22 protein-coding genes are annotated in these 24,770 nt (G+C 58.4%); 12 read left to right on the top strand and 10 right to left on the bottom strand.

Going from position 1 to position 24,770, the window contains the following annotated elements; genetic code table 11:
- Positions 1 to 495 precede the first annotated feature (495 nt).
- The 5 genes from FB478_RS19635 (at position 496) to FB478_RS19615 (ending at position 6,337) form a co-directional block, all read left to right on the top strand.
- Entirely contained in the window at positions 496 to 2,061 is a 1,566-nt protein-coding gene (locus FB478_RS19635) for a polysaccharide biosynthesis tyrosine autokinase (RefSeq protein WP_144601392.1), read from the top strand.
- Positions 2,058 to 3,026: a glycosyltransferase gene (locus FB478_RS19630; protein WP_186447845.1), complete on the top strand. Its 969-nt coding sequence runs from the start codon at positions 2,058 to 2,060 to the stop codon at positions 3,024 to 3,026. Before FB478_RS19635 ends, FB478_RS19630 begins: the two co-directional genes overlap by 4 nt.
- A gap of 109 nt (positions 3,027 to 3,135) precedes the next feature.
- Entirely contained in the window at positions 3,136 to 4,011 is an 876-nt protein-coding gene (locus FB478_RS21540) for a glycosyltransferase family 2 protein (RefSeq protein WP_144601390.1), read from the top strand.
- Positions 4,008 to 5,156: a glycosyltransferase gene (locus tag FB478_RS19620; RefSeq protein WP_144601389.1), complete on the top strand. Its 1,149-nt coding sequence runs from the start codon at positions 4,008 to 4,010 to the stop codon at positions 5,154 to 5,156. Before FB478_RS21540 ends, FB478_RS19620 begins: the two co-directional genes overlap by 4 nt.
- Entirely contained in the window at positions 5,153 to 6,337 is a 1,185-nt protein-coding gene (locus tag FB478_RS19615) for a glycosyltransferase family 4 protein (protein WP_144601388.1), read from the top strand. The genes FB478_RS19620 and FB478_RS19615 overlap by 4 nt, the downstream gene beginning before the upstream one ends.
- 64 nt (positions 6,338 to 6,401) lie before the next feature.
- Here FB478_RS19615 and FB478_RS19610 read toward each other — a convergent pair whose 3' ends face one another.
- Positions 6,402 to 7,850: an oligosaccharide flippase family protein gene (locus tag FB478_RS19610; RefSeq protein WP_144601387.1), complete on the bottom strand. Its 1,449-nt coding sequence runs from the start codon at positions 7,848 to 7,850 to the stop codon at positions 6,402 to 6,404.
- 365 nt (positions 7,851 to 8,215) lie between these two features.
- Between FB478_RS19610 and gmd the strand changes: the two genes are divergently transcribed.
- From gmd to FB478_RS19575, 7 genes are all read left to right on the top strand, one after another.
- Complete coding sequence (gene gmd, locus FB478_RS19605) at positions 8,216 to 9,244, top strand: GDP-mannose 4,6-dehydratase (RefSeq protein ID WP_144601386.1); 1,029 nt, start codon at positions 8,216 to 8,218, stop codon at positions 9,242 to 9,244.
- Positions 9,244 to 10,212: a GDP-L-fucose synthase gene (locus FB478_RS19600; protein ID WP_144601385.1), complete on the top strand. Its 969-nt coding sequence runs from the start codon at positions 9,244 to 9,246 to the stop codon at positions 10,210 to 10,212. Before gmd ends, FB478_RS19600 begins: the two co-directional genes overlap by 1 nt.
- A gap of 10 nt (positions 10,213 to 10,222) precedes the next feature.
- Entirely contained in the window at positions 10,223 to 11,710 is a 1,488-nt protein-coding gene (locus tag FB478_RS19595) for a sugar transferase (RefSeq protein WP_144601384.1), read from the top strand.
- A gap of 35 nt (positions 11,711 to 11,745) precedes the next feature.
- Positions 11,746 to 13,059, top strand: coding sequence for a UDP-glucose/GDP-mannose dehydrogenase family protein (locus tag FB478_RS19590; RefSeq protein WP_144601383.1), 1,314 nt, complete (start codon positions 11,746 to 11,748; stop codon positions 13,057 to 13,059).
- 461 nt (positions 13,060 to 13,520) lie between these two features.
- Positions 13,521 to 14,930 (top strand): DUF4012 domain-containing protein, encoded by a 1,410-nt coding sequence (locus FB478_RS19585; protein ID WP_261377471.1) that lies wholly within the window; start codon positions 13,521 to 13,523, stop codon positions 14,928 to 14,930.
- Positions 14,931 to 15,109: 179 nt separating this feature from the next.
- Positions 15,110 to 15,709, top strand: coding sequence for an LPXTG cell wall anchor domain-containing protein (locus FB478_RS19580; protein WP_144601381.1), 600 nt, complete (start codon positions 15,110 to 15,112; stop codon positions 15,707 to 15,709).
- Positions 15,710 to 16,045: 336 nt separating this feature from the next.
- Positions 16,046 to 16,411, top strand: a complete 366-nt coding sequence (locus FB478_RS19575) for a VanZ family protein (protein WP_395858365.1) — start codon at positions 16,046 to 16,048, stop codon at positions 16,409 to 16,411.
- 10 nt (positions 16,412 to 16,421) lie between these two features.
- On the opposite strand, the gene galU is transcribed toward FB478_RS19575, so the two are convergent.
- The 9 genes from galU to paaD form a co-directional block, all read right to left on the bottom strand.
- Positions 16,422 to 17,312, bottom strand: coding sequence for a UTP--glucose-1-phosphate uridylyltransferase GalU (gene galU, locus FB478_RS19570; protein ID WP_144601379.1), 891 nt, complete (start codon positions 17,310 to 17,312; stop codon positions 16,422 to 16,424).
- 94 nt (positions 17,313 to 17,406) lie between these two features.
- Complete coding sequence (locus tag FB478_RS19565; protein ID WP_144601378.1) at positions 17,407 to 18,330, bottom strand: nucleotidyltransferase family protein; 924 nt, start codon at positions 18,328 to 18,330, stop codon at positions 17,407 to 17,409.
- 7 nt (positions 18,331 to 18,337) lie between these two features.
- Complete coding sequence (locus tag FB478_RS19560) at positions 18,338 to 19,876, bottom strand: polysaccharide biosynthesis tyrosine autokinase (RefSeq protein ID WP_144601377.1); 1,539 nt, start codon at positions 19,874 to 19,876, stop codon at positions 18,338 to 18,340.
- Between the two features lie 45 nt (positions 19,877 to 19,921).
- A complete protein-coding gene (locus FB478_RS19555; RefSeq protein ID WP_261377468.1) occupies positions 19,922 to 21,142 on the bottom strand; it encodes a hypothetical protein in 1,221 nt (406 codons plus the stop codon).
- Positions 21,143 to 21,146: 4 nt separating this feature from the next.
- Positions 21,147 to 21,428, bottom strand: a complete 282-nt coding sequence (locus FB478_RS19550) for a PqqD family protein (RefSeq protein ID WP_043424819.1) — start codon at positions 21,426 to 21,428, stop codon at positions 21,147 to 21,149.
- Between the two features lie 2 nt (positions 21,429 to 21,430).
- Complete coding sequence (locus tag FB478_RS19545) at positions 21,431 to 22,012, bottom strand: hypothetical protein (RefSeq protein ID WP_144601376.1); 582 nt, start codon at positions 22,010 to 22,012, stop codon at positions 21,431 to 21,433.
- 187 nt (positions 22,013 to 22,199) lie between these two features.
- A complete protein-coding gene (locus FB478_RS19540; RefSeq protein WP_144601375.1) occupies positions 22,200 to 22,985 on the bottom strand; it encodes an enoyl-CoA hydratase/isomerase family protein in 786 nt (261 codons plus the stop codon).
- Positions 22,986 to 23,009: 24 nt separating this feature from the next.
- Positions 23,010 to 24,236, bottom strand: coding sequence for a 1,2-phenylacetyl-CoA epoxidase subunit PaaE (gene paaE, locus FB478_RS19535; protein WP_018768759.1), 1,227 nt, complete (start codon positions 24,234 to 24,236; stop codon positions 23,010 to 23,012).
- 9 nt (positions 24,237 to 24,245) lie between these two features.
- The gene (paaD, locus tag FB478_RS19530; RefSeq protein ID WP_144601374.1) at positions 24,246 to 24,770 is read right to left on the bottom strand and encodes a 1,2-phenylacetyl-CoA epoxidase subunit PaaD; all 525 of its coding nucleotides are present in this window, start codon (positions 24,768 to 24,770) and stop codon (positions 24,246 to 24,248) included.

The following is a 24,770-nucleotide window of genomic DNA, read 5'->3' as shown; positions in this document are numbered from 1 at the left end:
TCATAACCGCGGTACTCCAGGCGGCGCAGTCCTTCAAGGACAACATCCAGGGCACTGTGACCGTTAATTGCACCGTCAACCGGACGGCCTACGTAACCCACGATTCCACACATGCGTCCCCCTTATTTCTTCCACGTCACACCGGTGAATCATTTTCGGTACCCTCAGAAACAGCCCAATTCAATGCGAGGAGGCTCAGCTTCAGATCTGCTGGTTCTTGGCAGTGGAGCCAGAGCAGTTTCGCATTCCGCGCACAAACCCACGAATCGGTGCGGGCAATCGAGTGGAAGACTTGATTCCCTCCAGTGCAGCGAAACTTTCACAGGCAATTTATATCACCGCCTCCTACTTCATGGCCCGAGCCATAAGTTCGCTGGCACGGTTTCCGTGTTCGAAGGCCGCCCACGGTACAATCCCAAAGGGTTCTTCAGCGCCCCCCGAGCTTCGCGTAAACAAGTTCGGAACATCAAACGATCACCTTGGGGGACGTCAGGCATGGACATACGAGATACCTTGCGCGCCATCCAGCGCAACTGGTTAGTTGTCGTTGTCGCGTCATTAGTCGGGGTTATCTGCGGTGCCGGAGCATCGATGTTGGTAGCTCCGACATATACGGCTGACACTGAACTCTTCGTTGCCATACAGGGGTCAGGATCGATAACTGAGCTGCAGCAGGGAAACGTCTTCAGCCAAGCCAGGGTCCAGTCCTATGTTGAAACCGTTACGACGCCAGTCGTCCTTAAGCCAGCCATAGACAGTTTGGGCCTGACATCTTCTCCGACACAACTGGCCTCGAAAATCAAAGTAAGCACTAATCCTAATACCGTGCTCGTGAAGATCAGCGTGTCCGACACCTCCCCGGTTCAGTCCGCTGCAATCGCTCAAGCTGTTGCAGACAGCCTGGTCAAGGTCGTGGACGAGCTTGAGAAGCCACGAACAGGTGGAACTTCTCCTGTCAAGCTCTCAATAGTCCGTCCGGCTGAAGCCCCTTCCGCGCCCTCTGCACCGAACACAAAGGTCAATATAATTGCGGGCCTTGCAATAGGCTTGCTGGTCGGTGCTGGCTTAGCGGTACTCCGGCAGTCCCTGGACAGCCGTCTCCGGAGCGAAAATGACCTCAAACTGGTTACAGACTCGCCCGTCTTGGGTGGTATCACCTTCGATCAGGGTGCTGTAAAACAGCCCCTCCTGACGGAAGTACAGTCACAAAGTCCTCGTTCCGAAGCCTTCCGTCAAATTAGGACGAACCTCCATTTCGCCACCGCTTCCGTAACATCGAAAAGCGTCCTAGTGACATCTTCTGTTCCCGGCGAGGGGAAGACAACGACGGCGACCAACCTCGCGTTGACTCTTGCCAGCACAGGCCAGTCTGTTTGTCTCATCGACGCGGATCTTCGACGTCCGATGGTTGGAGACTATCTTGGGCTCGACCGGCATGCTGGGCTAACTACTGCCATCTTGGGCAGGTCGGAGCTAGACGATCTCCTACAGCCATGGGGCCAGGATAGTCTTTACGTCCTCACGTCCGGGCAGATACCCCCAAACCCCAGTGAGTTGCTTGGGTCCGACACAATGCATCAGATTCTCCTGCAGCTCGAAAACGACTTTGACGTTGTCGTAATAGACGCCCCCCCGATGCTTCCCGTGACTGACGCAGCTGTGCTTAGCCAGTATGTGGGAGGCGTCCTACTGGTTGTGGGTACACACGTAATCCGGAAGCAGCAGCTTATAAAAACCCTTGCGTCCCTGAACATGGTTTCCGCCAAAGTGTTAGGGGTAGTGCTCAATCAACTCCCCCACAAAGGACCGGATGCCTACGCGAGCGGTTACTACAGCTACGCAGCGCCGGACCGCACGCGTGCGAAGCAGGGCCGCAAGGCGCAGGTGAAACTGAATCTAGATGGAGATCTCTCGGGGTCCAACGACTACCCTGGCTGGACCCAGGGCCAGAAGGATGACACCTCCGAAATTACTGAGTCCCATGAGGCGTTTGAGCGCCTCGATCACCGGAAGCCATCGGTGTTCCCCGGACAACCTGACAGAGAATTCAGAGCACGGTGAACCAGCCCAAAACAGTGGATGCAGCGTACCGGGTCAGCGTAGTCATTCCTACGACCCTTCGGCCGGAACTTACGCGCGCGGTGCAAAGTGTCCTTGCTCAATCTGTGGGTATAGAACACTTGGAGATCCTTATTGTCGTCGACGCACCTACCAGCGCCGATGAACTAAACGTACTGAAAAACGAACTGGGGCTCTCACAAAGCGACAGCGTTGTGGCCACGGGCGGCGGCCGCGGTGGTGGTGCTGCACGACGTATAGGAACCGAACGTTCAACGGGCGACTGGATCGCTTATCTTGACGATGATGACGAGTGGCACCCCGACAAGCTCGCAAGCCAACTTGCAGTAGCAGCCGATTTCCACGAGACAACTGACAACTACATTATTTCTTCGAAAGTTGCCCAGCGAAGCTCTGATAGTTCAGGTTCCATTGTCGTTCCTTTTGAGATCATTCGTCCGGGCCAAAAGGTCGCCGAGTACTTGTTTCACAAGCGTCGACCGAGTGTCCAGCGTGCTTCGCTGTACACCTCCACCTTCTTGGCTCCGTATTCACTAGCGCGAGCTATATCGTGGCGCACTGACCTGCGTCGTCACCAAGACTGGGACTGGATCATGAGGGCAGAGAAGCATGGCGCTCAGGTAATCCAATTGGACGAGCCTTTGGTGACTATCTGGACTGGGACCAACGGGTCCATTTCCGCAAGCGCCGACTGGGAATCATCGCTACGTTGGGCCACCGATACAAGTACGACCTGGCCTGACAACGTTTTACCAGATTTTCTAGCGGCGCAGACGCTGAGATACGCCTTCCACGCGCGCTCGATGCGGGGAATTACAAGGACCGTCCTGGCAATAGCCAAGACAAAGCAATTTCCCAGTCTCTCCTGTGTCCTTATAGCCGCCGGCGGCCTCGTCGATCGGCGCCTATTGGAGGTACTTCTACTGCGGGGTACCAAGCGAAAATAGGAAACTGGCCACACCCGTTTCTACCGTCTACTAGGGCCGCATTATCTGTGAGCGCGGAAGCGCTACTGAGTTACTGGCTCTTTGTTGCCCACTATCGATAGGTCCAAATATGGCAGAGTCACCCCTCTTAGCTAGCAAGCCAAGCGTTGCGATCATAATGGCCGTTCATAATCGGAAGGAGATTACCCTCCGCTGCCTTCACGGGATCGCGTCCCAAACGTTTCAAATATCGCCGGAGAACGTTATCGTCGTCGATGACGGCAGTACAGACGGAACAAGCGACGCGATCAAGGAGCTCTTTCCAGAGACGCATGTTATCCACGGCGATGGGACTCTTTTTTGGGGCAGGGCCATGGCCCGGGCTGAAGCAGCGGCAACGGCAAAAGACGTTGACTTCATTCTGTGGCTCAATGATGACATTGAGATGCAGCCTACTGCCATTCAGCATCTCGTTGAGTGCTCCGCAAGTGTAGATTTTCAATCAGGAGTAATCGTGACGGGAGCACTAAGTGACCCGACAACAGGAGCTACGTCCTATTCGGGTTATCGAATAAATCGACCCACATGGGGCTTCCTTCGCCTGAAAAGGCTCGACCCACATGCATCTCGGCATCAAGAAATAGACACTTTCAATGGCAATATCGTACTTGTTCCTCGCGCCCACTCACTTAAACTCCGAGGAATAGACAGCCGATTTACGCACCACTATGGCGACCTGGACTTTGGATTGCGCGCCAAAAAGCTTGGTATTCGAAACATATTGGCCAGCGGCTATGTCGGTACCACATCGCGCAATTCAGACGCCGGGTCGTTCCGAGATAGGAAACAAACGCCATCGCGCCGCTATCGTAATCTCACAGGTCCCAAAGGTTTTCCACCCCGCGAACGGTTCCGATACTTCAGAAGGCACGGTGAACCCTTGTGGCTTCTACAGTGGGCAGGGTTTTACCTGATCTGGATCTCGCGAATTGTAGTTCGTCGATGAACACCACTTGCCCCGCTTCTTCTCACTTACAAAGTGTTCTGCATATCTTTAATGGCTTGAACCCTAGCGGGATGGAGCGTATGCTCCTTTCAGCCTCTCCGCATTCACCAATTTCGAACAATCACATCACTGTTGTGGGTCAGGGGAAAACCAACCCATTCGCACAGGAACTTCACAAGGCGGGCTATAACGTCGAGCTCATTCGTTCGATTTCTTCTCCAGCAGGGTTTATATCCTTGGTGCGTTTGATACGTATGCTCCGTCCAAGTGTGATTCACATTCATACTGAAGGAAAATTCGCTCAAGCAGTACTTGCGGCAAGAGCGGCTTCTGCTTCCACTCCGCTTGTACGGTCTGTACATAGCATTTTCAAAAAAAAGAGACTTGCTGCCGTCTATCGGCGGCTCGTTTCGGCCCTTCTTGACCGAGAGGTTAGTAAATTTGTAGCTTGCTCTCCCGAGGTCCAAGACTTTGAAGAAGCCTTTGGTCGCACTACCGACCTTGTGTGGAACTGGGTAGATGACAAGTTCTTTAGCCTTGAACGCTCAGTTGAATCATCGTCGTTCGGAGATCGGCGCAACTTTCTGCTCGTGGGGAACTGCTCATGGATAAAGAATCATGAACTAGCTTTGGAAGCGCTCGACCACGCCGCCTTTGACAGTTCCTTTGATTTTGCTGTCGCTCATTACGGTTTAGAGCACGGGGGGAGCGCAGAGGAGCGAGTAAAGCTCGATAAATGGGAAGACGAGGGGCGCCTCACACATCGTGGGCCAGGTGACCCATCCAATGGGATGACAAATCGACCTACGTTCCTTATGCCTTCGCTGCATGAAGGTATGGGAGTAGCACTGGCCGAGGCAATAGTAGCCGGACTACCTGCAATCGTGGCGGATGTACCTGGCCTGCAGTGGGCACGGGAGTTCAACAATGTCAGTCATGCCAAGCTGACCGTCGCTGACTGGGCACAAGAGCTCGTCAACTTCGAGCCCGGCAAAGACTCCGAAAACGCGGACAAGAGCAGGTTCAGTGCTCGTATCGGTATCAACTCGTACTTCGAGATCTACGCCTCAGCTATCGAACGATCTCGTCGGTCTAAATCACGCTTAAGTGGTCAGTCCCTCATTCCGGGAAAGAAGGCAGAGTGAAAATTATCCTCTTGGGACCCGTTTCGCCTTCCGCTCTGGCGCTGCACCTCCACCCTGAGCACGCAGAGATAGCCCGGAGCGATGATGGTACGCATGGGCCATCTATCGGGGCGCTGGCAAAAGGTCTCCTAGATCGGGGCCACGAACTCGTCATTGTCACCCACCGGCGCGGGTACTCGTCCTTGCATCTTAGAGGCCGCAATCTTGAGTTCTACCGAGTAACATCCCGCCGTAGTGCACGGCGGCAGGCTCTCGATGGTTTTCGTTATGAGCGCAGCCAGATGAGGAGCATAGTCAATGACGTACAGGCAGACCTAATACATGCTCACTGGACCTATGAATGGGCTAACGTTGCATTGTCGGTCAAGTTGCCTCAAGTGGTCACCATTCATGACGCCCCCCTATCCGTGCTAAAGCAAAATCGCAGCCCCTATTGGGTTCTCCGATATCTTGCAGCCATCTCATTCCGCCTCCGTGCGGCGAACGTCTCAATGCTGGCAGTCTCGCCCTACGTTGGAAGGCGCTGGTCACAAGAACTTTTATGGAAAAATGAAGTCGCGGTTATACCGAACTGTGTTTTACCGACTCCGAGTCACCTCGAATCGCCGAAGCCAGAACAGGTGCAATTTATTGAGGTAGCTAACGCTAGTTCCCTAAAGAATGTTCGTCGACTTATCGAAGCATTTCATTTGGTACGCGAAGAACGCCCGGATGTGCGGCTCATACTCATCGGCAACGGGCTCGGACCGGATGATGATATTTGTGCCTGGGCAACGGAGCAAGGGTGGGCTACCAATGTGCGCTTTCTGGGCCCTCTGAGCCAAGAACAAGTTTTCGATCGTTTCAAAGAATCGCACGTTCACATCCATGCCTCTTTGGAAGAAAGCTTCGGACTGACCCTTGTGGAGTCGATGCAAAGGGGCTTGCCAGTCATAGCCGGACAGGACAGTGGTGCCACGTCCTGGGTCCTGGATGATGGGCGTTGCGGCTTACTTGCCGACATGCATGATTCTAAATCGATGGCTTCTTGCATGCTGTCCGCTCTGAGTCAGGATGATGCGAGTGAAAAACGCGTGAACGCAGCGTACAAGAGGTTTCTCGAGCTTTTTAGCGTTCCAGCAGTCGTCCGTGCTCACGAAGCACACTACGCCAAACTCCTAGTCGATTTCAGAGCGACGTAGCCAAGAACCGCAATGCTCAAATCCATTAGGTACGGTCCGACATCCTCATTTGCGTCTGGACCGGCTATTTCGCAAACCCGTAACGACTCGCTATATCCCATACCGACAGTTTTTTTCGGAGGACATATGCGCCAATCAAGACCATCGCTGCTGCCAGGCCGAACAAGGCTCCAGAGGCAAGAACGCCGGCTTTGATTTCAATGGCAAGTACGCTGACTCCAAAAGAGAAGGCTCCGCAGAGGCCAGATGCGAGAATAATGTGCCCGTAATTTGAGATGAGTCTCTTCCCATCGAGGATCGCTCTTCTACTGCAAAGCCATCCCTGCAGTATATGCCGGGCGATGGGAATGATCAGCATTCCCAGGATCGCCGGAAAGGGCTGGAGCCATAAAAATACAGCGGCGGCGCACCCGATTTGAATGCTGAGCAAGAAAGCATGGGTCACCCAGATCCATTTGAAGTATCCAGCCGCCTCTAACGCAGAAGCGAGTTGTATGGAGCTACCCCGGAATCCAGCCGCAAGCGCGAGAACCATGCAGATAGGTACAACGGCGTCCCAGTCAGGCCCGAGGAGTAGCGGAATCAAACTAGGTACAGCTCCGGCAAGAAATGCACTCGCTGGCAAAGATATCCAGGCGACTACGACGAGGACATCGGTCCATACACGTCGCTGCCTTCCGCTGTCCTCTTGTGCTCTGGCGAGTTCAGGATATAGCGCCTGGGACATTGCAGCCTGCAACCGATCGAAAGGCCCTGTGGTCACCACGTCGGCTCTGTTCCATAAGCCTAGGCTGGTTTGACCAACTGCTCGAGAGACTGCAAACCGCCCTACGTTCTCGATGCCATATGCAAGTAGATTCGCAACACTCACGCGCCATCCAAAAGACAGATGGTGTAAAACGTTGCGGCTCACACGACCAGGGAAAGCTGTACCGCGGCATGCAGTTTGATAAGCCACATAAGTAAACAACTGAGTGAGCACCGGGGCTGAGATCAGCGCCTCGGGTGTGCGAAAGATCCAAACGAGAAGTCCAGAAACCAACAAGGCTAGAGCGGTCGATGCAGCTGTACTGACAGCAAGAACGCGAAACTTTCGTTGTCTCCTCAAAAAACCGGACAAGAGCCCAACACTCGGGGCAAGGGCCGCTGACAAACCAACTAACTGTATTGACAGAGCGGCTTCAGTGTTGCCCCAGAGGGAGGCCCAGAAGTGAGACAGAGGAGCAATGAAGACAGCCGCAATAAGTCCGTAACCCGCCGCGACAGAAGCAAGACCGCGGATCGTCTTTTCCGGCTCATGAAGACTTCGGGCGATGCTTTGCCCGAGACCAGCCGCACTTAGAATCGCAACCAAGTTGGCGACCAGAACAGCAACGGAATAGATGCCGAATGACTCAGCGCCGACAATTCGCGAAGTGACGGCCGCATAGGCAAGCTGAAGCGCCATGCTGACCAGTTGGGCACCATAGGTCCAAGCAGAGCCCGCGGCAACCGAACGCGCCGTGCTAGTCAACACATCTCCTCTTAGGTTCCACTAATCCAGATTCCGGACAGGCTTCACCCTGCCACCAGACTCCGTGTTCATACAGGTCGATTCTCACGAACTGCTCGTGCCTTAACGGTTCGGGGGTTCCCGCCCGACACGCGGTCTAACTTGACGCGATCAGAAAATGCTCAACACGAGTTGTCGAACGCCGCACCATGGTCGGCAAGATGTCCCCCAGAGGCGGGCCTCCCAGCTTCACAGGCCGTCGATTCAAGCGAGCTTAGGTTATCATTCCTTGGGACTTGGATAAGCTTTCCGGCCCCAGCTATTCGAAGGGCCCGGGCGAATGCCTCCCCTCGCGCAGCTCGCCGGCAGAACAAACATGGGGAATAATGAAGAAACGCGCTCTCATCACGGGCATCACGGGACAGGACGGCTCGTACCTCGCTGAGCTCTTGCTCGCAAAAGGTTATGAAGTCCATGGACTAATCCGAAGGGCATCCACTTTCAATACATCGCGTATTGACCACATGTACGTGGATCCGCACGACCCGTCGGCTAAGCTATTCCTTCACTACGGTGATCTTAGCGATGGTGCGCGTCTGGTGACTTTGCTGGCCGAAATCAAGCCGGACGAGGTCTATAACCTGGCTGCACAGTCACATGTACGCGTGTCCTTCGACGAACCAGAACATACCGCAGATACAACCGGCGTGGGGTCGATTCGGCTGCTTGAAGCCGTCCGGATGGCCGGCATAAATACTCGTTTCTACCAAGCCTCGTCCTCAGAAATGTTTGGGGCAACTCCGCCACCCCAGAATGAAGACACGCCTTTCTATCCGCGGTCGCCGTACGGTGCAGCGAAGGTATACAGCTACTGGATTACACGCAATTATCGCGAGGCATATGGAATGTTTGCCGTCAACGGCATCCTGTTCAACCATGAGTCCCCACGACGCGGCGAAACCTTCGTTACTCGGAAGATCACGCGCGCTGTCGCGGCTATCAAGGCCGGCAAGCAGGATCTTCTTTATATGGGCAACTTAGATGCTGTACGCGACTGGGGTTATGCGGCCGAGTACGTCGAAGGTATGTGGCGCATGCTTCAAGCCGATGAACCAGAGGATTTCGTTCTCGCGACCGGGGGCAACTATACAGTCAGAGACTTTCTCCAGATTGCTTTCGAACATGCTGGCCTAAATTGGGAAAATCATGTTCGATTCGATGAGCGCTATCTTCGTCCTACAGAGGTGGACGCCTTAGTTGGCGATGCATCCAAAGCACAAGAAAAGTTAGGGTGGAAGGCCTCCATCCATACCCCTGAACTCGCCCGCATCATGGTTGACGCGGACATCGAGGCCCTGAAACACGCAGGGGTTCACTGGATTGACAGCGTCTCGCTGGCTAGTTGGAACAACTAATGAGCGTTCAGTTCACGCCCGCCAGGCTTGATCGGACTTCGACGTTTTACGTAGCAGGTCACCGAGGTCTTGTCGGTTCTGCTATATGGAGAAAGTTGGAGTCTGAAGGCTTTAACAGACTAATTGGTAAGAGTTCTGCAGAACTCGATCTGAAGGACCGGAACGCGGTATTTGACTTTTTTGAGTCTGAAAGACCTCGGTACGTTGTTTTGGCTGCAGCTAAAGTAGGCGGGATCCTAGCTAACGATACTTACCCGGCCGACTTTTTGAGTGAGAACGTACAGATACAAGTTAACGTCCTCGATGCCGCTGTCACGTGCGGCGTGGAACGTTTACTTTTTCTAGGTTCATCCTGTATTTATCCAAAGTATGCGCCACAGCCCATTCGCGAAGACTCACTCCTCACTGGCCACCTAGAGCCTACGAACGATGCTTACGCCGTCGCAAAGATAGCCGGAATCATGCAGATCCAGGCCATACGCCGACAGCATGGCTTGCCGTGGATTTCTGCTATGCCTACAAATCTGTACGGACCCGGCGATAACTTCTCTCTTAAGGGATCTCACGTCCTTCCAGCGCTCATTCGGCGCTACGATGAAGCCGCGCGAGCGAACGCGGCAAGCGTCACGAACTGGGGCACCGGGTCACCGAGACGTGAATTCCTCCATGTAGAGGATATGGCAGCAGCTTGCCTGCACCTGTTGGAAAACTACGACGGAGCTGGCCAGGTAAATGTCGGAACTGGTACGGATGTGACCATCAAGGAGCTCGCAGAAATAGTCGCCCATGAGGTCGGCTACGAAGGTGAGATGCATTGGGACACCACCAAGCCCGACGGGACGCCGCAAAAACTTTTGGATGTTTCCACATTGTCAAAAGCAGGCTGGACTGCGTCCATTGACCTGGAACGAGGAATACGGTCAACGGTTGAGTGGTATCGGGCCAACAAAGCCTATCTCAGGCTCTAGGAGAGGCTAAATGGGGGAGAAAGACGGCCTTTTGCTGGAGAAAGGGTCACATCAGGGGTCCGGGGGGCAAAAGGCTTCGTGGCGCGCATCTTATGCTTGGCGTTTGCGGGTTGTCGACGCATTCGTAGTTCTTTGGGCTGTAACGGGTGCCTTCGGCATACGCTTTGGATTTACCGAGCTTGGTCATGAAACGGCTCCCGACAGGGACTACCTGATCCTTTCAGGCTTTCTTGTCCTTGGATGGTGGCTGATGCTCGAGTTTTGGGGAAGTCGAGATCCGCGAGTCTTAGGTTCAGGCTCGGAGGAGTACAAGCGAGTGGTTGCAAGCTCTGCCTGGCTCTTCGGATTTGTGGCCATCGTTTCATATGCGATCCGAGTGGACACTGCCCGGGGCTTCGTCGGGCTGGCGTTTCCGGCGGGAGTTATGGGTCTAATAGCTGGCCGCTGGCTTGTGCGCCAGCACTTGAGTATTGAACGGCGTCGAGGCCTCAGTAGCTCGCAGGTCCTTATTATTGGCGGCAAACACTCGGCAGCGCACCTAGTACGCTCACTTCTCACCGCCCCTGCCGCTGGCTACCAGCCCATTGCGGCACATGTTCCGGGGGAAGCTAACCAAGCTGACTTCAGTGAAATCGGCGTACCCGTAACCGGCACACAGAGCGACTTCGACTCGATTCTCTCGGCCATCGTTAGCAGCGATGCGGACACCGTAGCAATTTCTGCTGGTGTAAACATACATCCGCAAGATCTCAGGCGTCTTGGCTGGGAACTGGCGGCTCGAAACATCGGCATGATTTTAGCTCCTGCGCTTACTGACATAGCGGGGCCAAGAATTCACACCCAGCCAGTTGCGGGACTTCCACTCATACACGTGTCCACCCCAAAACTGACTGGCGGGAAAAGAGTTGCCAAGCGTTCGTTCGATCTCATAGCCGCTGGTGGTCTAGCCACGCTCCTGGCTCCCCTGTTTGTCATTCTCGCAATACTTGTCAAGATTACCGACGGGGGACCAATCTTCTACAAGCAGGAACGAATTGGAATCAGAGGTACAACATTCAACATGTTGAAGTTTCGTTCCATGAAGGTCAATGCCGATCACCAACTCCAGGCGTTGTTGCAGGCCCAGGGTAGAGTGGACAGCCCGCTATTCAAGGTTGAAAATGACCCCCGCATAACCCCTCTTGGTCGGGTGTTACGTAAATATTCGTTGGATGAACTCCCACAACTTTTCAATGTCCTAAACGGAACCATGAGCCTGGTTGGGCCCAGGCCTCAACGCGAGGGAGAAGTTGCCCTGTACGATGATGCTGCCTATCGCCGGCTTTACGTAAGCCCAGGCATGAGCGGCCTGTGGCAGGTCAGCGGAAGATCGAATCTAAGCTGGGAGGAAAGCATCAGACTCGATCTTTATTACGTAGAGAACTGGTCGCTGATGAATGACATTTTAATCTTGCTCAAGACTTTCAAAGCAGTTTTCAAAAGCACAGGGGCGGTTTGATCAATGAGCCCCGGTTATTTTAGTTGGGGAATTGTATGCGCATATCAGTAATCGGTTGCGGCTATCTCGGCGCGGTCCACGCCGCATGCATGGCCAAATTAGGTCATGAAGTGGTTGGTATTGACGTTGACGAGCGAAAAATCTCAGATCTATCTGCTGCTCGTGCCCCCTTTTTTGAGCCCGGGTTAGAAGACTTGCTTCGAGAGGTCCAGGAAACGGGGAGACTTTCCTTCTCAACTGATATGGCCGCAACTAAGGGCAGCACCGTGCACTTTATCTGCGTCGGAACTCCGCAAAAGCAAGGGGAAAATGCTGCGGATCTAACGTATGTCCATGCGGCTGCGACGGGGCTGATTCCCCACCTTTCCCCTGGTGACGTCGTAGTGGGTAAATCGACGGTTCCTGTCGGCACCGCCGCCCAACTCGGCGGAATCATCAACAGAGCAGAACCGGAGGCTCACCTGTTGTGGAACCCGGAGTTTCTGCGCGAAGGCCATGCCGTCGCCGATACCCTAAAGCCTGATCGGCTCGTATATGGCGTCGCCGGTGGCTCGGAGGATCACTATGCCGTTGGCGTGCTTGACAGCATTTATGCTGCTCCACTCGAGGCGGGCACGCCTAGGTTGGTGACCGACCTACCTACCGCTGAATTGGTGAAAACTGCTGCCAACTCATTTTTGGCGACAAAGATCTCCTTTATTAATGCCATGGCTGAGCTCTGCGACGCTGCCGGTGCTGACGTAACGATGCTGGCAGATGCCATTGGCCTTGACGACCGTATCGGCCGCAAATTTCTAAATGCAGGTATCGGATTTGGCGGCGGGTGTCTGCCAAAGGACATTCGCGCGTTTATGGCACGCGCCGGAGAGCTCGGTGCGGACCAAGCGCTGACATTCCTCCGCGAAGTCGATTCCATTAACATGCGGCGAAGAACGCGTGTTGTTGAGCTAACCAGGGAGCTTTGTGGCGGTTCACTACTGGGACAACGAATCACGGTATTAGGTGCGGCGTTCAAACCTGAAAGTGATGATGTGAGGGACTCACCAGCGCTAAGCATTGCTGCGCAGTTGCAGCTTCAGGGGGCCATCGTGACGGTGACGGACCCGGAGGCGCTGAACAACGCCGCCCGACGTTTTCCTGAGTTGCATTACGAACATTCCACCTCCGTTGCCCTCCGGCGGGCTGATGCTCTCCTGTTGCTAACAGAATGGGAAGAGTACCGAAACTTGGACCCGTATGAAACTGGGGATATCGTCTCCTCCCCCAAAATTCTGGACGGTAGGAACATTTTGGATCCGAACAAATGGCGTGCTGCTGGTTGGACGTACCGTGCGCTTGGTAGACCCTGATTATGATCGCGTTCTCATCGCGGAGAAGATCGCTTTCTGTGCCTCGGGCTCACACACCTAGGCGTTCTCATCGAAAGAGGCCTAATCGACTCTTCACAGTCGGCATCCCGGTTCTTGCCCTCGCCTTAATTATCGCTGGGCTTTCCGTCTGGTTAGCGGTCAAGGCGTCTCTGATTAGGGGCGAGTTGGAGGCGTCCGCCGGGCTGGTTCCTCAACTTAAGCAGGAAATCCTAGCGTCAGATACCACCTCCGCCACTGGCACGCTGGCTAGACTGCTACAACATACCTCGGCCGCCCGCAAAGAATCCGAGGACCCCATATGGACTCTCGCCTCTGGGATGCCTTGGGCTGGCCCGAACTTCGGGGCAGTTTCCGAAGTAGCAAGATCAGCCGATGACGTCGCCAGTCTTGGTCTCGGTCCTCTGGTCCGCATATATGAATCTCTCAACTGGGACTCCCTTATGCCCAACAGTTCGGGCAGCAATCTAGGACCCCTGAAGGCTGCAGCCCCAAGTGTTGCAACAGCGGCATACAGCGTTCGTGCCTCCGCGGAAAGGCTTCAAGACATCGACGCGTCGCGCCTCTTGCCTCAAGTGGCCGAGCCCCTGGCCGCAGCGGTCAAGGAATTGACCCAAGCTAAAGATGCGCTCGAGGCGGCAGCAGATGCGGCCACCATCGCTCCCGCTATGCTAGGGGCGGACGGGCCCAGGAATTACCTTCTAATTATTCAAAATAATGCGGAGTCTCGAGCCACGGGAGGCATACCCGGCGCACTCGCAGTTCTGCAGCTTGACCGGGGCAAGCTCTCGCTGGGCACTCAAAGCAGTGCCACCGAGTTGGGCAGCATGTCACCCAGCGTGCCCACGGACCCTCAACAAGAGCAGATCTACTCGACTCGACTTGGCAAATACATGCAGGATGTCAACCTCACCCCCGATTTCCCCACCGCTGCCGCCACTGCCCAGACTATGTGGGCAAAAAAATTCGGCCAGCGGGTCGACGGTGTTATTTCTATCGACCCCATCGTGTTGAGCTATATTCTGCACGCAACAGGACCAGTAGCCCTCAACGGCCCGGAACTCTCCGTCGTCCAATCGGCCGGCCTGCCTACCGAACTCACCGGTAGCAACGTCGTAACAACTCTGCTTTCTGACGTGTACGCCAAAATTCCCCAGCCTAAAGCCCAAGATGCATATTTCGCTGGAGTGGCTAAGGAAGTCTTCGCGGCCCTTTCCAATGGGAAAGGCGAAGCCAAAGCTCTTGTCGAAGGTATCACCCGTGGGACAGAGGAAGGACGTGTCTTGGTTTGGTCTGCCAGTTCCGTGGAGCAGTCGGTCCTGACTAAATACCCGCTCAGCGGGCCCGTATCTGGGGAAAGTGTCTCCCCCGCGGAGTTTGGCGTGTACTTCAACGATGGTACGGGGGCCAAAATGGACTACTACGTTAAACGCACGGTCCGACTCATAAAGGCGTGCCCGGCAGACGGATACGAGCAGACAACTGTCCGCGTCACCAGCACGAATACAGCCCCCGCAGACGCCGCAACCTCGCTGCCTGCCTACGTCACAGGCGGAGGCAACTTCGGTGTGGCACCTGGTACGGTCCAAACGAACATCATCGCCTACGGGCCGGCACAAGCAAACGTGGAGTCAGCCTCAATTGACGGTCAAAAAACCCCGTTTGCGCCGTACTTGCATGCGAATCGCCCGGTCGGTGTGATCGCCCAGCAGCTTGCGCCCGGGGAAAGCAAGACCATCGAGTTCACCTTCGGAAAAATTGTTCAACATACAGAACCTAACCTGGTTGTCACACCCACTGTCCAGGCTGTAAAGGACGTTGTCCTTCCTACTGAAAACGCATCCTGCGGTTAAGGACGGTAGCGCTGGCGTTAACACTATGTAAACCGTCTGGATAGAACTTGGTCACAAGCGACTCAGGATGGTAAATTCTATCTGGGATATCTATCCGTAGTTCTGCACACGGTCTCGTGCGGAGGGGACATTTCCCCAAAATCGGGTATCAAAACTTAAACGTCTCCGGGGGGACACACATGAAGAAAACACTCGCTGCTCTCGCGCTTGCGGGCTCCATCGCACTCATTGGCTCGGCTCCTGCCATGGCCGCAACCTACCCTGCTCTTCCGCCGCAGGCAGCCGTTTCTGACGGTGTTGTTGGCCCGGGCGAAACCTTCGTCTTCCGCGGCCAGGGCTTCCGTGCTGGCGAACCGCTGATCATCCGCGTTACTCCTGGCCAGGCTCCCGCCTCCAACGGCGCTGGTGTCGGTAACCGTGCGGTCGCAGCACGCATCGCCGTTGTCGCCGAGGCTCAGAACCTGTCCGCTACTGCAGACGCCCAGGGCGCTGTCGCACTTCCGATCGCCATCAGCGAGGCCGGGACCTACTCCATTACCGCTACCGGCACCCAGTCCGGTGTGACCGTTGGTCCCGTCACCGTGACCGTGGCAGCTTCGCTGGCCAACACCGGTGGCAATGCTGCCGGTGCTCCGCTGGCCAACACGGGCGGCCTGGCCAACACCGGCGCCGACTCCGGCCTGATTCTGTGGACCCTGGTGGGCGCAGGCGCACTGGCTGCCGGCGCAACCTCCGTAGTGGTGGTTCGCCGCCGCGCCAAGGCTGAGGTCGCCGCCTAGCCGCAACGCCTCACAGCACCAACGAAGGTGGGTGCTTCTCTGAAATCCGGAGAAGCACCCACCTTTTGCTTTTTGTGGTATCTATTTGATCTATGGGGAGACATTGGCGGAGAGCACCACGCGAATACGACTTTGCAGTTCCGCTCCCCCGGCCCCAGGTGATGGGCTACGCTCTCCTTGTTCTACTTGCGGCCTGCGCACTGGCCACAGCTGCGTTCGCCCTTCTACGGACGTCCTGAGGCCCATTTGAGATTTTTCGACAACCACCGGCTGTGGCAGCTAATCCTCGCGGCCATGGTGGTCCCGTTGGCACTTGTCGCCTTCTGGCCAACACCCGTGGACCAGCCCGTCTCAGGGCAGCTCGCCGTCGTGTTGAATTTCCTCCACCACCACGGTATTCCCCGCTGGTTCAACTACGGTTTTGTGGAACGATCCGCCAACCTTGGCCTATTTCTTCCCGTCGGTTTTGTAGCCGCCCCGGCATTTCCCAACAAAAAATGGTGGCAAATCGGCGCATTCGGAATGCTCGTTTCCGGCTGCATCGAGCTGGGGCAGTTCCTCTTTCTTCACAGCCGCTTTGCAAGCCCGTCAGATGTCATGACCAACACGTCAGGCGCTGTCATCGGCGCTCTGGTGGCGCTCCTAGCCATGCAAAAAAGAAGGCCCGCCGCCTTCCGGCAACGAGCCTCCCAAAAACGATAAAACGCAAGGACTACCCGACGAAGCCCTTCATCCAGGTCTTCAGGTCCTCGCCGAACTCAACGCGCTCGGAAGCCAGCGTGATAACGGCTTTGAGATAGCTCAGCTTGTCACCGGTGTCATAGCGGCGGCCCTTGAAGACCACGCCATACACGCCCGAACCTTCGCCCTCGCCGGCCGCGAGGGTCTGCAGGGCGTCCGTTAGCTGAATCTCGTTGCCACGGCCCGGAGCGGTGTTCTCCAGGACGCCGAACACCGAGTGGTGCAGCACGTAGCGTCCGATCACTGCCAGGTTGGACGGAGCCTCGCCTACGGCGGGCTTCTCCACCAGGCTGTTGACGCGGACGTAGTCCTCGCCGTCCACAGCGGTGATGTCTGCGCAGCCGTAGGCACTGATCTGCGACGGATCAACCTCGATCAAAGCGATCACCGAACCACCGGTCTTCTGCTGCACCTCCATCATGGTGCTCAGCAGGGTCTCTGCCTCGTCGATGAGGTCGTCACCAAGCAGGACAGCGAACGGCTCGTCGCCCACGTGCTGCTGGGCGCACAGCACGGCGTGGCCCAGACCCTTGGCCTCGCCCTGGCGGACGTAGTGGATGGGGCCCAGGTTTGAGGCGTACTCCACCAGACCCAGCTTGTCCTTGTCCCCCTTGGCTTCGAGCGCGGCCTCCAGGCCCGGCTCGCGGTCAAAGTGGTCCTCCAGGGCGCGCTTGTTGCGGCCCGTGATCATCAGCAGGTCCGTGAGGCCTGCGTCAATCGCTTCCTCCACCACATATTGGATCGCCGGGCGGTCAACCACAGGCAACATTTCCTTCGGCATTGCCTTGGTGGCGGGCAGGAAGCGTGTCCCCAATCCGGCAGCAGGAATGACGGCTTTGGTAATAGCTTTCCCCTTAGTCATAGCTGAACCTTAACAAATTTGCTGTGTTAATCGGCAATCGGATGCGGAAATCGGAAGGCCCAAACGGCAGCCAAGCGGGCGTATTTGCCCCAATTTACAGCCACCCTCGGTGGCGCCATGGGAGGCGGCGAAGGTCCCGGACGAGGCTCGGGATATCGCGAAAGAACCGGACCCACCTGGCCCGATGCTGCTTCAACCGACCCAGTACGGACAGGTCAGCATAGATATTTCCGGTCAGGAAAACTTCGGCACGCGGAAAGACCGCGCGCCACAGCAGTTTTGGCTTGTCCCTCCACTGGGCTTGGACAATGGCAATGATCCGGGCGCTCCCGGGCGCCCGTGCCGCGAGGCGGTTGCGCCACTCTTGGGAGGGCTCCGGCCATCCAGGGACAACTGATTCCGGAAGAAGGCTTTCAAGGAAGGGCCGGACGGCGGCCAGGGCACCTGTGGTCAGAGCGAGCTCCAAGAGCGCCTCCGACTGGGATTCCCGCCGAATTACGCCCGCCAGATACTGAAGCTCCTGCCGACAGGCGGGCAGCTCGGGCGACCGCAAGGCGTGCAACGCTAGAAACAATGCCCCAAGAATTTTCGTTGGCACTTTCAGCTGTTGTCCTGCGAGTTGCATGTGGATGGTGCTCGCCCAGAGCGTCTCGAAGCAGCTGCTGGCAGGCTTCTCCATCCCTGGAAACCGGAAATGGACGTCAACGCAACATGGCCACTCTGGGTGATCCAGGGTCACCGAGTGTTTGGGAAAGGTAACGTTGTCCGGATCCGACGGGCGCTCCCGCCAGCCTCGGCTCTGCAGGGCTTGCTTTAGAACGTCGAGGTCCGAAGGTGCAACGAAGACGTCCACGTCTGCCGAAATTTTGGCTCGGCGCAGCCCCTGCATAACGCTGGTTGGTCCCTTGATAAAGAAGACCCTTATGCCCAAACTGTCCGCCACGCGCGCCACGAGGGCATGGCCCAGGAGCACGCCCTCCGGGATCCTGAGTTGGGTTTCCTGGCCAGCGAACGACACGGGACGCCTAGATCCTGGCCCTGCGGCCGCCGGGGACAGCTTCCAGCGCATCCTTGTTATCCGCGTCCAGCCTGCCAGCTACGGGCTCAGTTCCCGCAGACGGCGGCATGGGCGCCGAGGAATATGTTCCGTAGTAGGAGTAGGCGTCCCTTCCCTTGATGGGCACGTAGTTGAGAACAGCTCCCAGGACCCGCCCCTTGACCTTCTCAAGGTTCCCCAGGGACTGGTCCAACTGCTCCTGGGTGGTCCTGCCGGTCCGAATCACCACAATGGCGCCGTCGGCCACGCGGGACAGGACAGCAGCATCCGTCACCGGAAGAAGCGGCGGTGCATCGATCAGGACAACAGCATCCTTGGCCAGGGTATTGAGCATGTTCTTCATAGCCCGGGAGCCCAGCAGCTCGCTGGGATTCGGCGGGATGCGGCCTGATCCCAGGACTGAGAGGTTGGGCAGCGCACCCCAGGGCTGGAGGACATCGGCGAGCTGGGCGGTGCCCGTGAGCACATCGGTGACCCCTACTCCCGGAACCAGGTTGAAGACGTCCACCAACGTGGGGCGGCGGAGGTCGCCGTCGACCACCACGACGTTTTCACCTGCTGCCGCCATGGTGACCGCCAGGTTGGCCGTCACCGTGGACTTGCCCTCCGCCTGAAGAGAGCTGGTGACCACGATGATCCGTGGGGGCTGGTCCACGTCCAGGAAACTGAGGTTGGTGCGCAGCTCGCGGAGAGCCTCGGCCATGGCGCCGCCGGCGTCATGGAGCTGCGCGGCGGTGCCGGCGTCCACAATGGTGCTCTTCCCATCCAGGCGGTGGTCCACAGGGAGGGTGCCAATCACAGGAACGCCGAACAGCCGTTCAATGTCCGCAGCCTTCTGGATGCGCCGGTCCAGGTGCCGGCGTATCAGCGCGTAAGCCACGCCAAGGGCCAAGCCAACGAGGGCGCCAAGCGCCAGGTTGAGCTTGGTGTTGGGTGATGTGGGGCTGGTGGGGAGCACGGCTTTGCCCAGCGGGAGAACGCGGACAGCCGTCTCTGCACTCGGTGACGACCCGGATGCGCCGGCGGAGGGCGCAGTCTCGATAGCCTCCACCTGGGCGGCGAGTCCGTTGACCCAGGCATCCGCCACCCGCTGCGCAGTTGCCGGATCCGTGGACTGTGCGGTCACCCTGATCTCGGCCGTGTCCAAGGGTACCTTGACACTGATGCTGCCAAGGAGGGCGTCGGCAGTTGTCTTCAGGTCCAGGGCCTGGATGACCCGGTCCGCGACGAGCCTTGATTTTGCCACGGATTCGTAATTCTTGACCTTGGCCTTGGCCAGGCTGTCGCCGGCCAGTGCCAGGCTCACGTTATCCGAGCCCGGCGTGACCACTATTCCGCTGGAATCAGAGGAGTAGACCTTTGGCTGGAGGATGGTCCATCCGGCAGCTGCCACGGTGGCCAGCAGGGTGAAGGCGACAATGGCCTTCCAGTACAGCCTCAGGACGTTCAGGTAGTCCGCCAGGTCCAGGCCCGGAGAGGCCTCCGGGGGCGTGGTTGTTGTGCTCATGATGATTCCTCAGATTCAGGTCTTTGTACGCGCCTTGCAGGCGGTCTACTTTTCGCCGCGTTCCAATACCGACTTGGCGATGAGGTGTTCTACGGCTGTTGCGACGGCGGCCCGGTAACCTTCGGGTTCGCCGTGCACCTTTCCTACGTGGTCCATCACGTCGTCCAGCCCTACCGGGCCAGCACAGGCATCCCAGACCGCGGGTCCGATACCAGTCAGGCGCACTATCTCGTTGTCCAGCATGACCAGCAGGTCCCCTCCGATCTTCACGGCATCCCTTGAGACGCGTCGCCGGATACTGCCGGCCGGGATGGGTCCTCGTCTGGCAACTTCTTCTGCGGCGGGTTCCCACTCCGATTTCGAGGTTGCCTGCAGCCGGAACAGGGGCTCCAGGACGGCCGGCAGGTCCGCGGCCTCCGAATAGGTCACCTGCCACACTCCCCCGACACTCTCGATGAGGCGGCACAACGACTGCAGCGGATCCACGAATTCTGCCTGCGAGGACGATTCAGGGATGAGCGCGAGCAGGGCCTCGGCCAGTGGCACCCGTTCCAGCGCTGGAGCCACCGGAATCGCCCCCTGGACGCGGTTCAAGAGCACGATGGACTGGATGAAGGGCATGGCCGGGGCTGGCTGCAAACCAAACTCGTCCGGCCCTATCTGGCGCTTGGGTGCAGAGGCTTCCTGCTTGACCGATAAAGGCTTGGGGTAGGGGACCACGGAGCCGTCCCAGGCGACGGCCACAGTCTCATCCGTGATGTAGCCGTAGGTCCTGGCGAGCACGGACGCTGCGGTGGTCTTCCCTGTCCCGGATTTGGCCACCAGCGCCACGACTGCTCCGGTGGCCGGATCCGCAACCCCGCAGGCGTGGAGCATGGTCAGTTCACCGGCATTGGCCAGAATCGCCGACACCGTGAGCCGTGACGTGAGGTTCTCAGCAAGCTCCTCAAAGGACGCGGTTCCAATATGGAAGCTGCCGTCCCCGAACTTCATGGAGGCGCAGGTGACTGAGGCCGTGAACTGACTGCCTCCAGTGGGTTCCATTGGCTCCGGCGGCAGCAGGGGCTCAGGGCTGCTGCTGATGCACCGCGCCCAGGCCAAGCTCATTGTTGCCCGCTGCTGCCACGTGACCGCAGGGCCCCAGCGGACCACAAACCGCTGCCCCAAGACCTTCAGGCACAGCAGGTCCCCGCCCCTTGCCAACTCCTCGAACAGGCGCTGCTGCCACGCCGACTGTGCGCTCCCCGAGAGCCCCGCGGACGTCATGCCGTTAGTGGGAAACGCCGCGGGCAGCCTCGATCAGGCGCTGCGCTTCGAGGCTCGCCAGGAAGCCTTCCACCTGCGCCTGCATCTGTCCTGACTGGTCCTCAAAGGTGGCCTCCAGCTCAGCGAAGATGTCCTGTTCGCTCCGCTGGCCATCGATGAGGTCCCAGATGACCGCGGCCGGACCCTCCAACACCACCGGCTGGGTTGCGTCGAGATGCAGCAGGGCGACGCGGGCCCGGGGTTCTGTACAAACCTCTGCGACCAGGCCGCCGCGTTTCCAGACCATGATCAGTAGTTGACGGCCAAGGCGCCGGTCAGGATGCGGCTGGTGCCATCCGGAAGCCGGAGCGTGATAGTCAACGTGTAGTTGTAGGTTGTCTTGCTCGGGGAGGCCCCGCTCAGACGCTGGTACTGGAAGGACATAGGGAAGCTAAGAGTCTGGCCGGCAGTGAGGCCACCTGAGTGAGTGAAACTCCCGTTGTATTCGAAAGTGTTTGAATAGGCCGGGGTTGCCGGGGTCAGCGTCGCCCCTGTAATTGCCTGGACACCAGCACCGGCGGTCACTGTTCCTGACGGCTTGATATTCACGGTGCCGCTGATAATCCCTGTAAAAGCGGCACCGCTGTTGGTGATCTGGAAAGCGGTGGGCCCGGTGCCCGTGTGGTTGGTGCCCGAACCCGTACCTGTTGAGCTAACAAACGAAATGCTCGAAACAGGGTTGACCAGGTTGGCGGTAGCCGAAATGCCGGATGCCGCAGCGGCCGGAGCCGCTATGGCCGTGGCAATAACGGGAAGCGACCAGGCAACGCCCGCGACTACCCTCCGACGGCTGAAACCGTTCTCTTCCTTACCGTCGACATCAGCGTTCAAAACCTCAGACAATTGTGCCCCCAGAATAAGTTTCCAGATGGGGCTGCCTACTTGAGACCGGCAGCGCGCATCAACCGGATTTTGTCCGGTTGCGCCTACTCTTGCGAACGCGAATTAATATTTCTGCAATTGCCTTGCAAGGTTCAATCAAGAATTCTGCAAGGGCTCTTGATCGTCCCCCACCGAATCAGTGGCCGCCGGTGAATTTCGGTTCGCGCTTCTCCTGGAAGGCCCGGAAGCCCTCCGCGTAGTCGTCGGTTTTGCAGAGCCGCGCCTGCTCCTCGTTTTCCTCCTGCATGGCCTGCCACAGGCCCAGCCGCTGGTCGCGGATGTGCGCCACCAGCTCCTTGGATGCAACGAACGCCTCGGTGGCGCCGGCGGCCACGCGCGAAACAATGGCCCGCGTCGAATCCAGCAGCTCGGCAGCCGGCATGGCACGGCTGAACATCCCCTGCGCCACGGCCTCGGCACCCGAGATCAGGTCCGCCGTGTAGATCAGGTCCAGGGTCCGGTGCATGCCCAGCCGCTCGGTGAAGTACCAGTGTCCGCCCGAATCCAGCGTGGCCCCCAGTTTGGCGAACGGCGAGCCGAACTTGGCGTTCTCCGCCACGTACACCACGTCCGTGGCCAGCAGCAGCCCCAACCCCACGCCCAGGCATGCGCCCTGCGCCGCGGCAAAGGTGGGAGCGGGAAAAGAAGCCATCTTCTTCAGCAGCGGCTCCACCAGCCCGCCCAGGTAGGCGGCGGCGTCGTCGCTCTCCGGGGTGACGCCCGCGATGTCCCGGCCCGCGCAGAAGGCGCGTCCCTCTCCCCTCAGCAGCAGCGCCCGCACCTCACCGCGTGAGGCGGCAGCAGCAGCGTCGTCGTACGCCTGTGCTAAATCCCGCAGCGCCTGCTCATCCAGCGAGTTCAGCTTGTGGGGTGCGTCCAGGACGACTTCTGCAACACCGTTGCTGATGGAAAGGGAAATCATGGGGCTCCTTTGGTGAGTAACAACTTAGACGTCGAAGTCGACCGTGACTTCCTTGCTGGTGGGGTGGCTCTGGCAGGTCAGCACGTAGCCCCTGTCCAGCTCATCCTGCTCCAGCGCGTAGTTCTCGTCCATGGTCACGCTGCCGGTGACCACCTTGGCCCGGCAGGTGCCGCACACTCCGCCGGCGCACGCGAACGGCACATCCGGGCGGACCCGCAGGGCCGCGTTGAGGATGGACTCGCGGGCGTGCGTGGGGCTGGCCACCTCGCCCTGCAGGCCGTCCAGCTTGAACGTGATCTTGTACGTCTCCTTGGACTCGTCCACCACCACGGGACGGCCGGCCTGCCCCTCCGGACGGTCCGGCTTGCCGGACGTGAACAGCTCGAACCGGATGTTCTCCGGCTTCACCCCGCGCTCGGCCAGGGTGTCCCGGCACAACTGCACCAGCTCGAACGGCCCGCACAGGAACCACTCGTCCACATCGTCCGCGTGCAGGGCGGTGCCCAGCAGCTGCTGCAGTTTCTCCGCGTCGATCCGGCCGGACAGCAGCGGCGCAATCCGCTGCTCCCGGGAGAGCACGTGGTGGATGGCCAGCCGCTGCGGGTACTTGTCCTTCAGGTCCGCCAGCTCCTCCAGGAACATCACGTCCATGGCGGCCTTGTTGGCGTAGATCAGGTCGAACCGGGTGTCCGGGTTGGCGGCCAGCAGCGTCCGGGCGATGGCGATCACCGGGGTAATGCCGGAACCGGCCGCGATGGCCACGAAATTCCCCGGCTCCCCCGCCAGGTCCTCCGGGTGGTTCATGGAGTTCATGACATTCTGCTCCACGGCCACACCGTCCCGGCCGTGCTTGGACACGAACGCGCCCATGGGGCTCATCACGTCCAGGGTGTCCCCCGCCTTCAGCTCGGCGTTGGCCCACGTGGAGAACAGCCCGCCCAGGTCCTTCTTGATGGCCACGCGGATCTCGCTGGTGCCGTCCGCGAAGCTGCGCGGCTCGGCGCAGATGGAGTAGCTGCGGCGGATTTCCTTGGGCTCGCCGTTCTCATCCGGCAGCGTGGTGCGCAGGGCCACGTACTGGCCGGGCAGGTAGTCGAACTTGCCGGCGAGCTCCGCCGGCACATGGAAGCTGACCTCGATGGCATCATCGGTGAGCCGGCGCACCTCCTTCACCGTGAGGGTGTGGAAGGACGGACGACGGCGGCCGGTCAGCTCAGCCTCTTCGGCGGCGGTCTGGCGGACAACAGGCATGGGGCTTCCTTACAGGACTTTGAAGTAGTCGAACGGTTCCTTGCAGTCCTGGCACACATACAGCGCCTTGCAGGACGTGGAACCGAAGCGGGTGAGTTCCTTGGTGTTGAGGCTGTTGCACTGCGGGCACTTCACGGCCAGGCTCAGCCGGACCGGGCCGGAATGGCCGCCGGCCTTGCTGTGCCCGGTGGGCGGGGCGATGCCGTACTCCTGCAGCTTCTGCTTTCCGGCCTCCGTCATCCAGTCCGTGGTCCAGGCCGGGGCCAGGACCAGGTCCACGTGCACGTCCTCGTAGCCTTCCTTTTCGAAGGCCTTGTACAGGTCGTCCCGGATGGCATCCATGGCCGGGCAGCCCGAGTACGTGGGCGTGATGGTGACCCGCACGCCGCCGTCCGTGCCGACGTCGACCTTCCGCAGGATCCCCAGGTCCGCGATGGTGAGCACGGGGATCTCCGGGTCCACCACGGTGGCCGCGATGTCCCAGGCCTGCTGCTCGGCGGTCCGGGTGCGGCTTTCGAAGTCCGAGATGTACAT

It is taken from the genome of Arthrobacter sp. AG367 (assembly GCF_007828995.1).
Classification (GTDB): domain Bacteria; phylum Actinomycetota; class Actinomycetes; order Actinomycetales; family Micrococcaceae; genus Arthrobacter.
The sequence above is the reverse complement of the archived record's forward strand: the minus strand, read 5'-3'. Positions and strand labels throughout refer to the sequence as shown.

Excerpts from the sequence above, each read along its gene's own strand:
- FB478_RS19635 (WP_144601392.1), top strand. The coding sequence starts at position 496 with ATGGACATACGAGATACCTTGCGCGCCATCCAGCGCAACTGGTTAGTT.
- FB478_RS21540 (WP_144601390.1), top strand. The coding sequence starts at position 3,136 with ATGGCAGAGTCACCCCTCTTAGCTAGCAAGCCAAGCGTTGCGATCATA.
- galU (WP_144601379.1), bottom strand. The coding sequence starts at position 17,312 with ATGACTAAGGGGAAAGCTATTACCAAAGCCGTCATTCCTGCTGCCGGA.
- paaE (WP_018768759.1), bottom strand. The coding sequence starts at position 24,236 with ATGCCTGTTGTCCGCCAGACCGCCGCCGAAGAGGCTGAGCTGACCGGC.
- FB478_RS19550 (WP_043424819.1), bottom strand. The coding sequence starts at position 21,428 with ATGGTCTGGAAACGCGGCGGCCTGGTCGCAGAGGTTTGTACAGAACCC.
- FB478_RS19590 (WP_144601383.1), top strand. The coding sequence starts at position 11,746 with ATGCGCATATCAGTAATCGGTTGCGGCTATCTCGGCGCGGTCCACGCC.
- FB478_RS19595 (WP_144601384.1), top strand. The coding sequence starts at position 10,223 with ATGGGGGAGAAAGACGGCCTTTTGCTGGAGAAAGGGTCACATCAGGGG.
- FB478_RS19585 (WP_261377471.1), top strand. The coding sequence starts at position 13,521 with ATGCCCAACAGTTCGGGCAGCAATCTAGGACCCCTGAAGGCTGCAGCC.
- FB478_RS19560 (WP_144601377.1), bottom strand. The coding sequence starts at position 19,876 with ATGAGCACAACAACCACGCCCCCGGAGGCCTCTCCGGGCCTGGACCTG.
- FB478_RS19620 (WP_144601389.1), top strand. The coding sequence starts at position 4,008 with ATGAACACCACTTGCCCCGCTTCTTCTCACTTACAAAGTGTTCTGCAT.
- gmd (WP_144601386.1), top strand. The coding sequence starts at position 8,216 with ATGAAGAAACGCGCTCTCATCACGGGCATCACGGGACAGGACGGCTCG.
- paaD (WP_144601374.1), bottom strand. The coding sequence starts at position 24,770 with ATGTACATCTCGGACTTCGAAAGCCGCACCCGGACCGCCGAGCAGCAG.
- FB478_RS19555 (WP_261377468.1), bottom strand. The coding sequence starts at position 21,142 with ATGACGTCCGCGGGGCTCTCGGGGAGCGCACAGTCGGCGTGGCAGCAG.
- FB478_RS19540 (WP_144601375.1), bottom strand. The coding sequence starts at position 22,985 with ATGATTTCCCTTTCCATCAGCAACGGTGTTGCAGAAGTCGTCCTGGAC.
- FB478_RS19600 (WP_144601385.1), top strand. The coding sequence starts at position 9,244 with ATGAGCGTTCAGTTCACGCCCGCCAGGCTTGATCGGACTTCGACGTTT.
- FB478_RS19580 (WP_144601381.1), top strand. The coding sequence starts at position 15,110 with ATGAAGAAAACACTCGCTGCTCTCGCGCTTGCGGGCTCCATCGCACTC.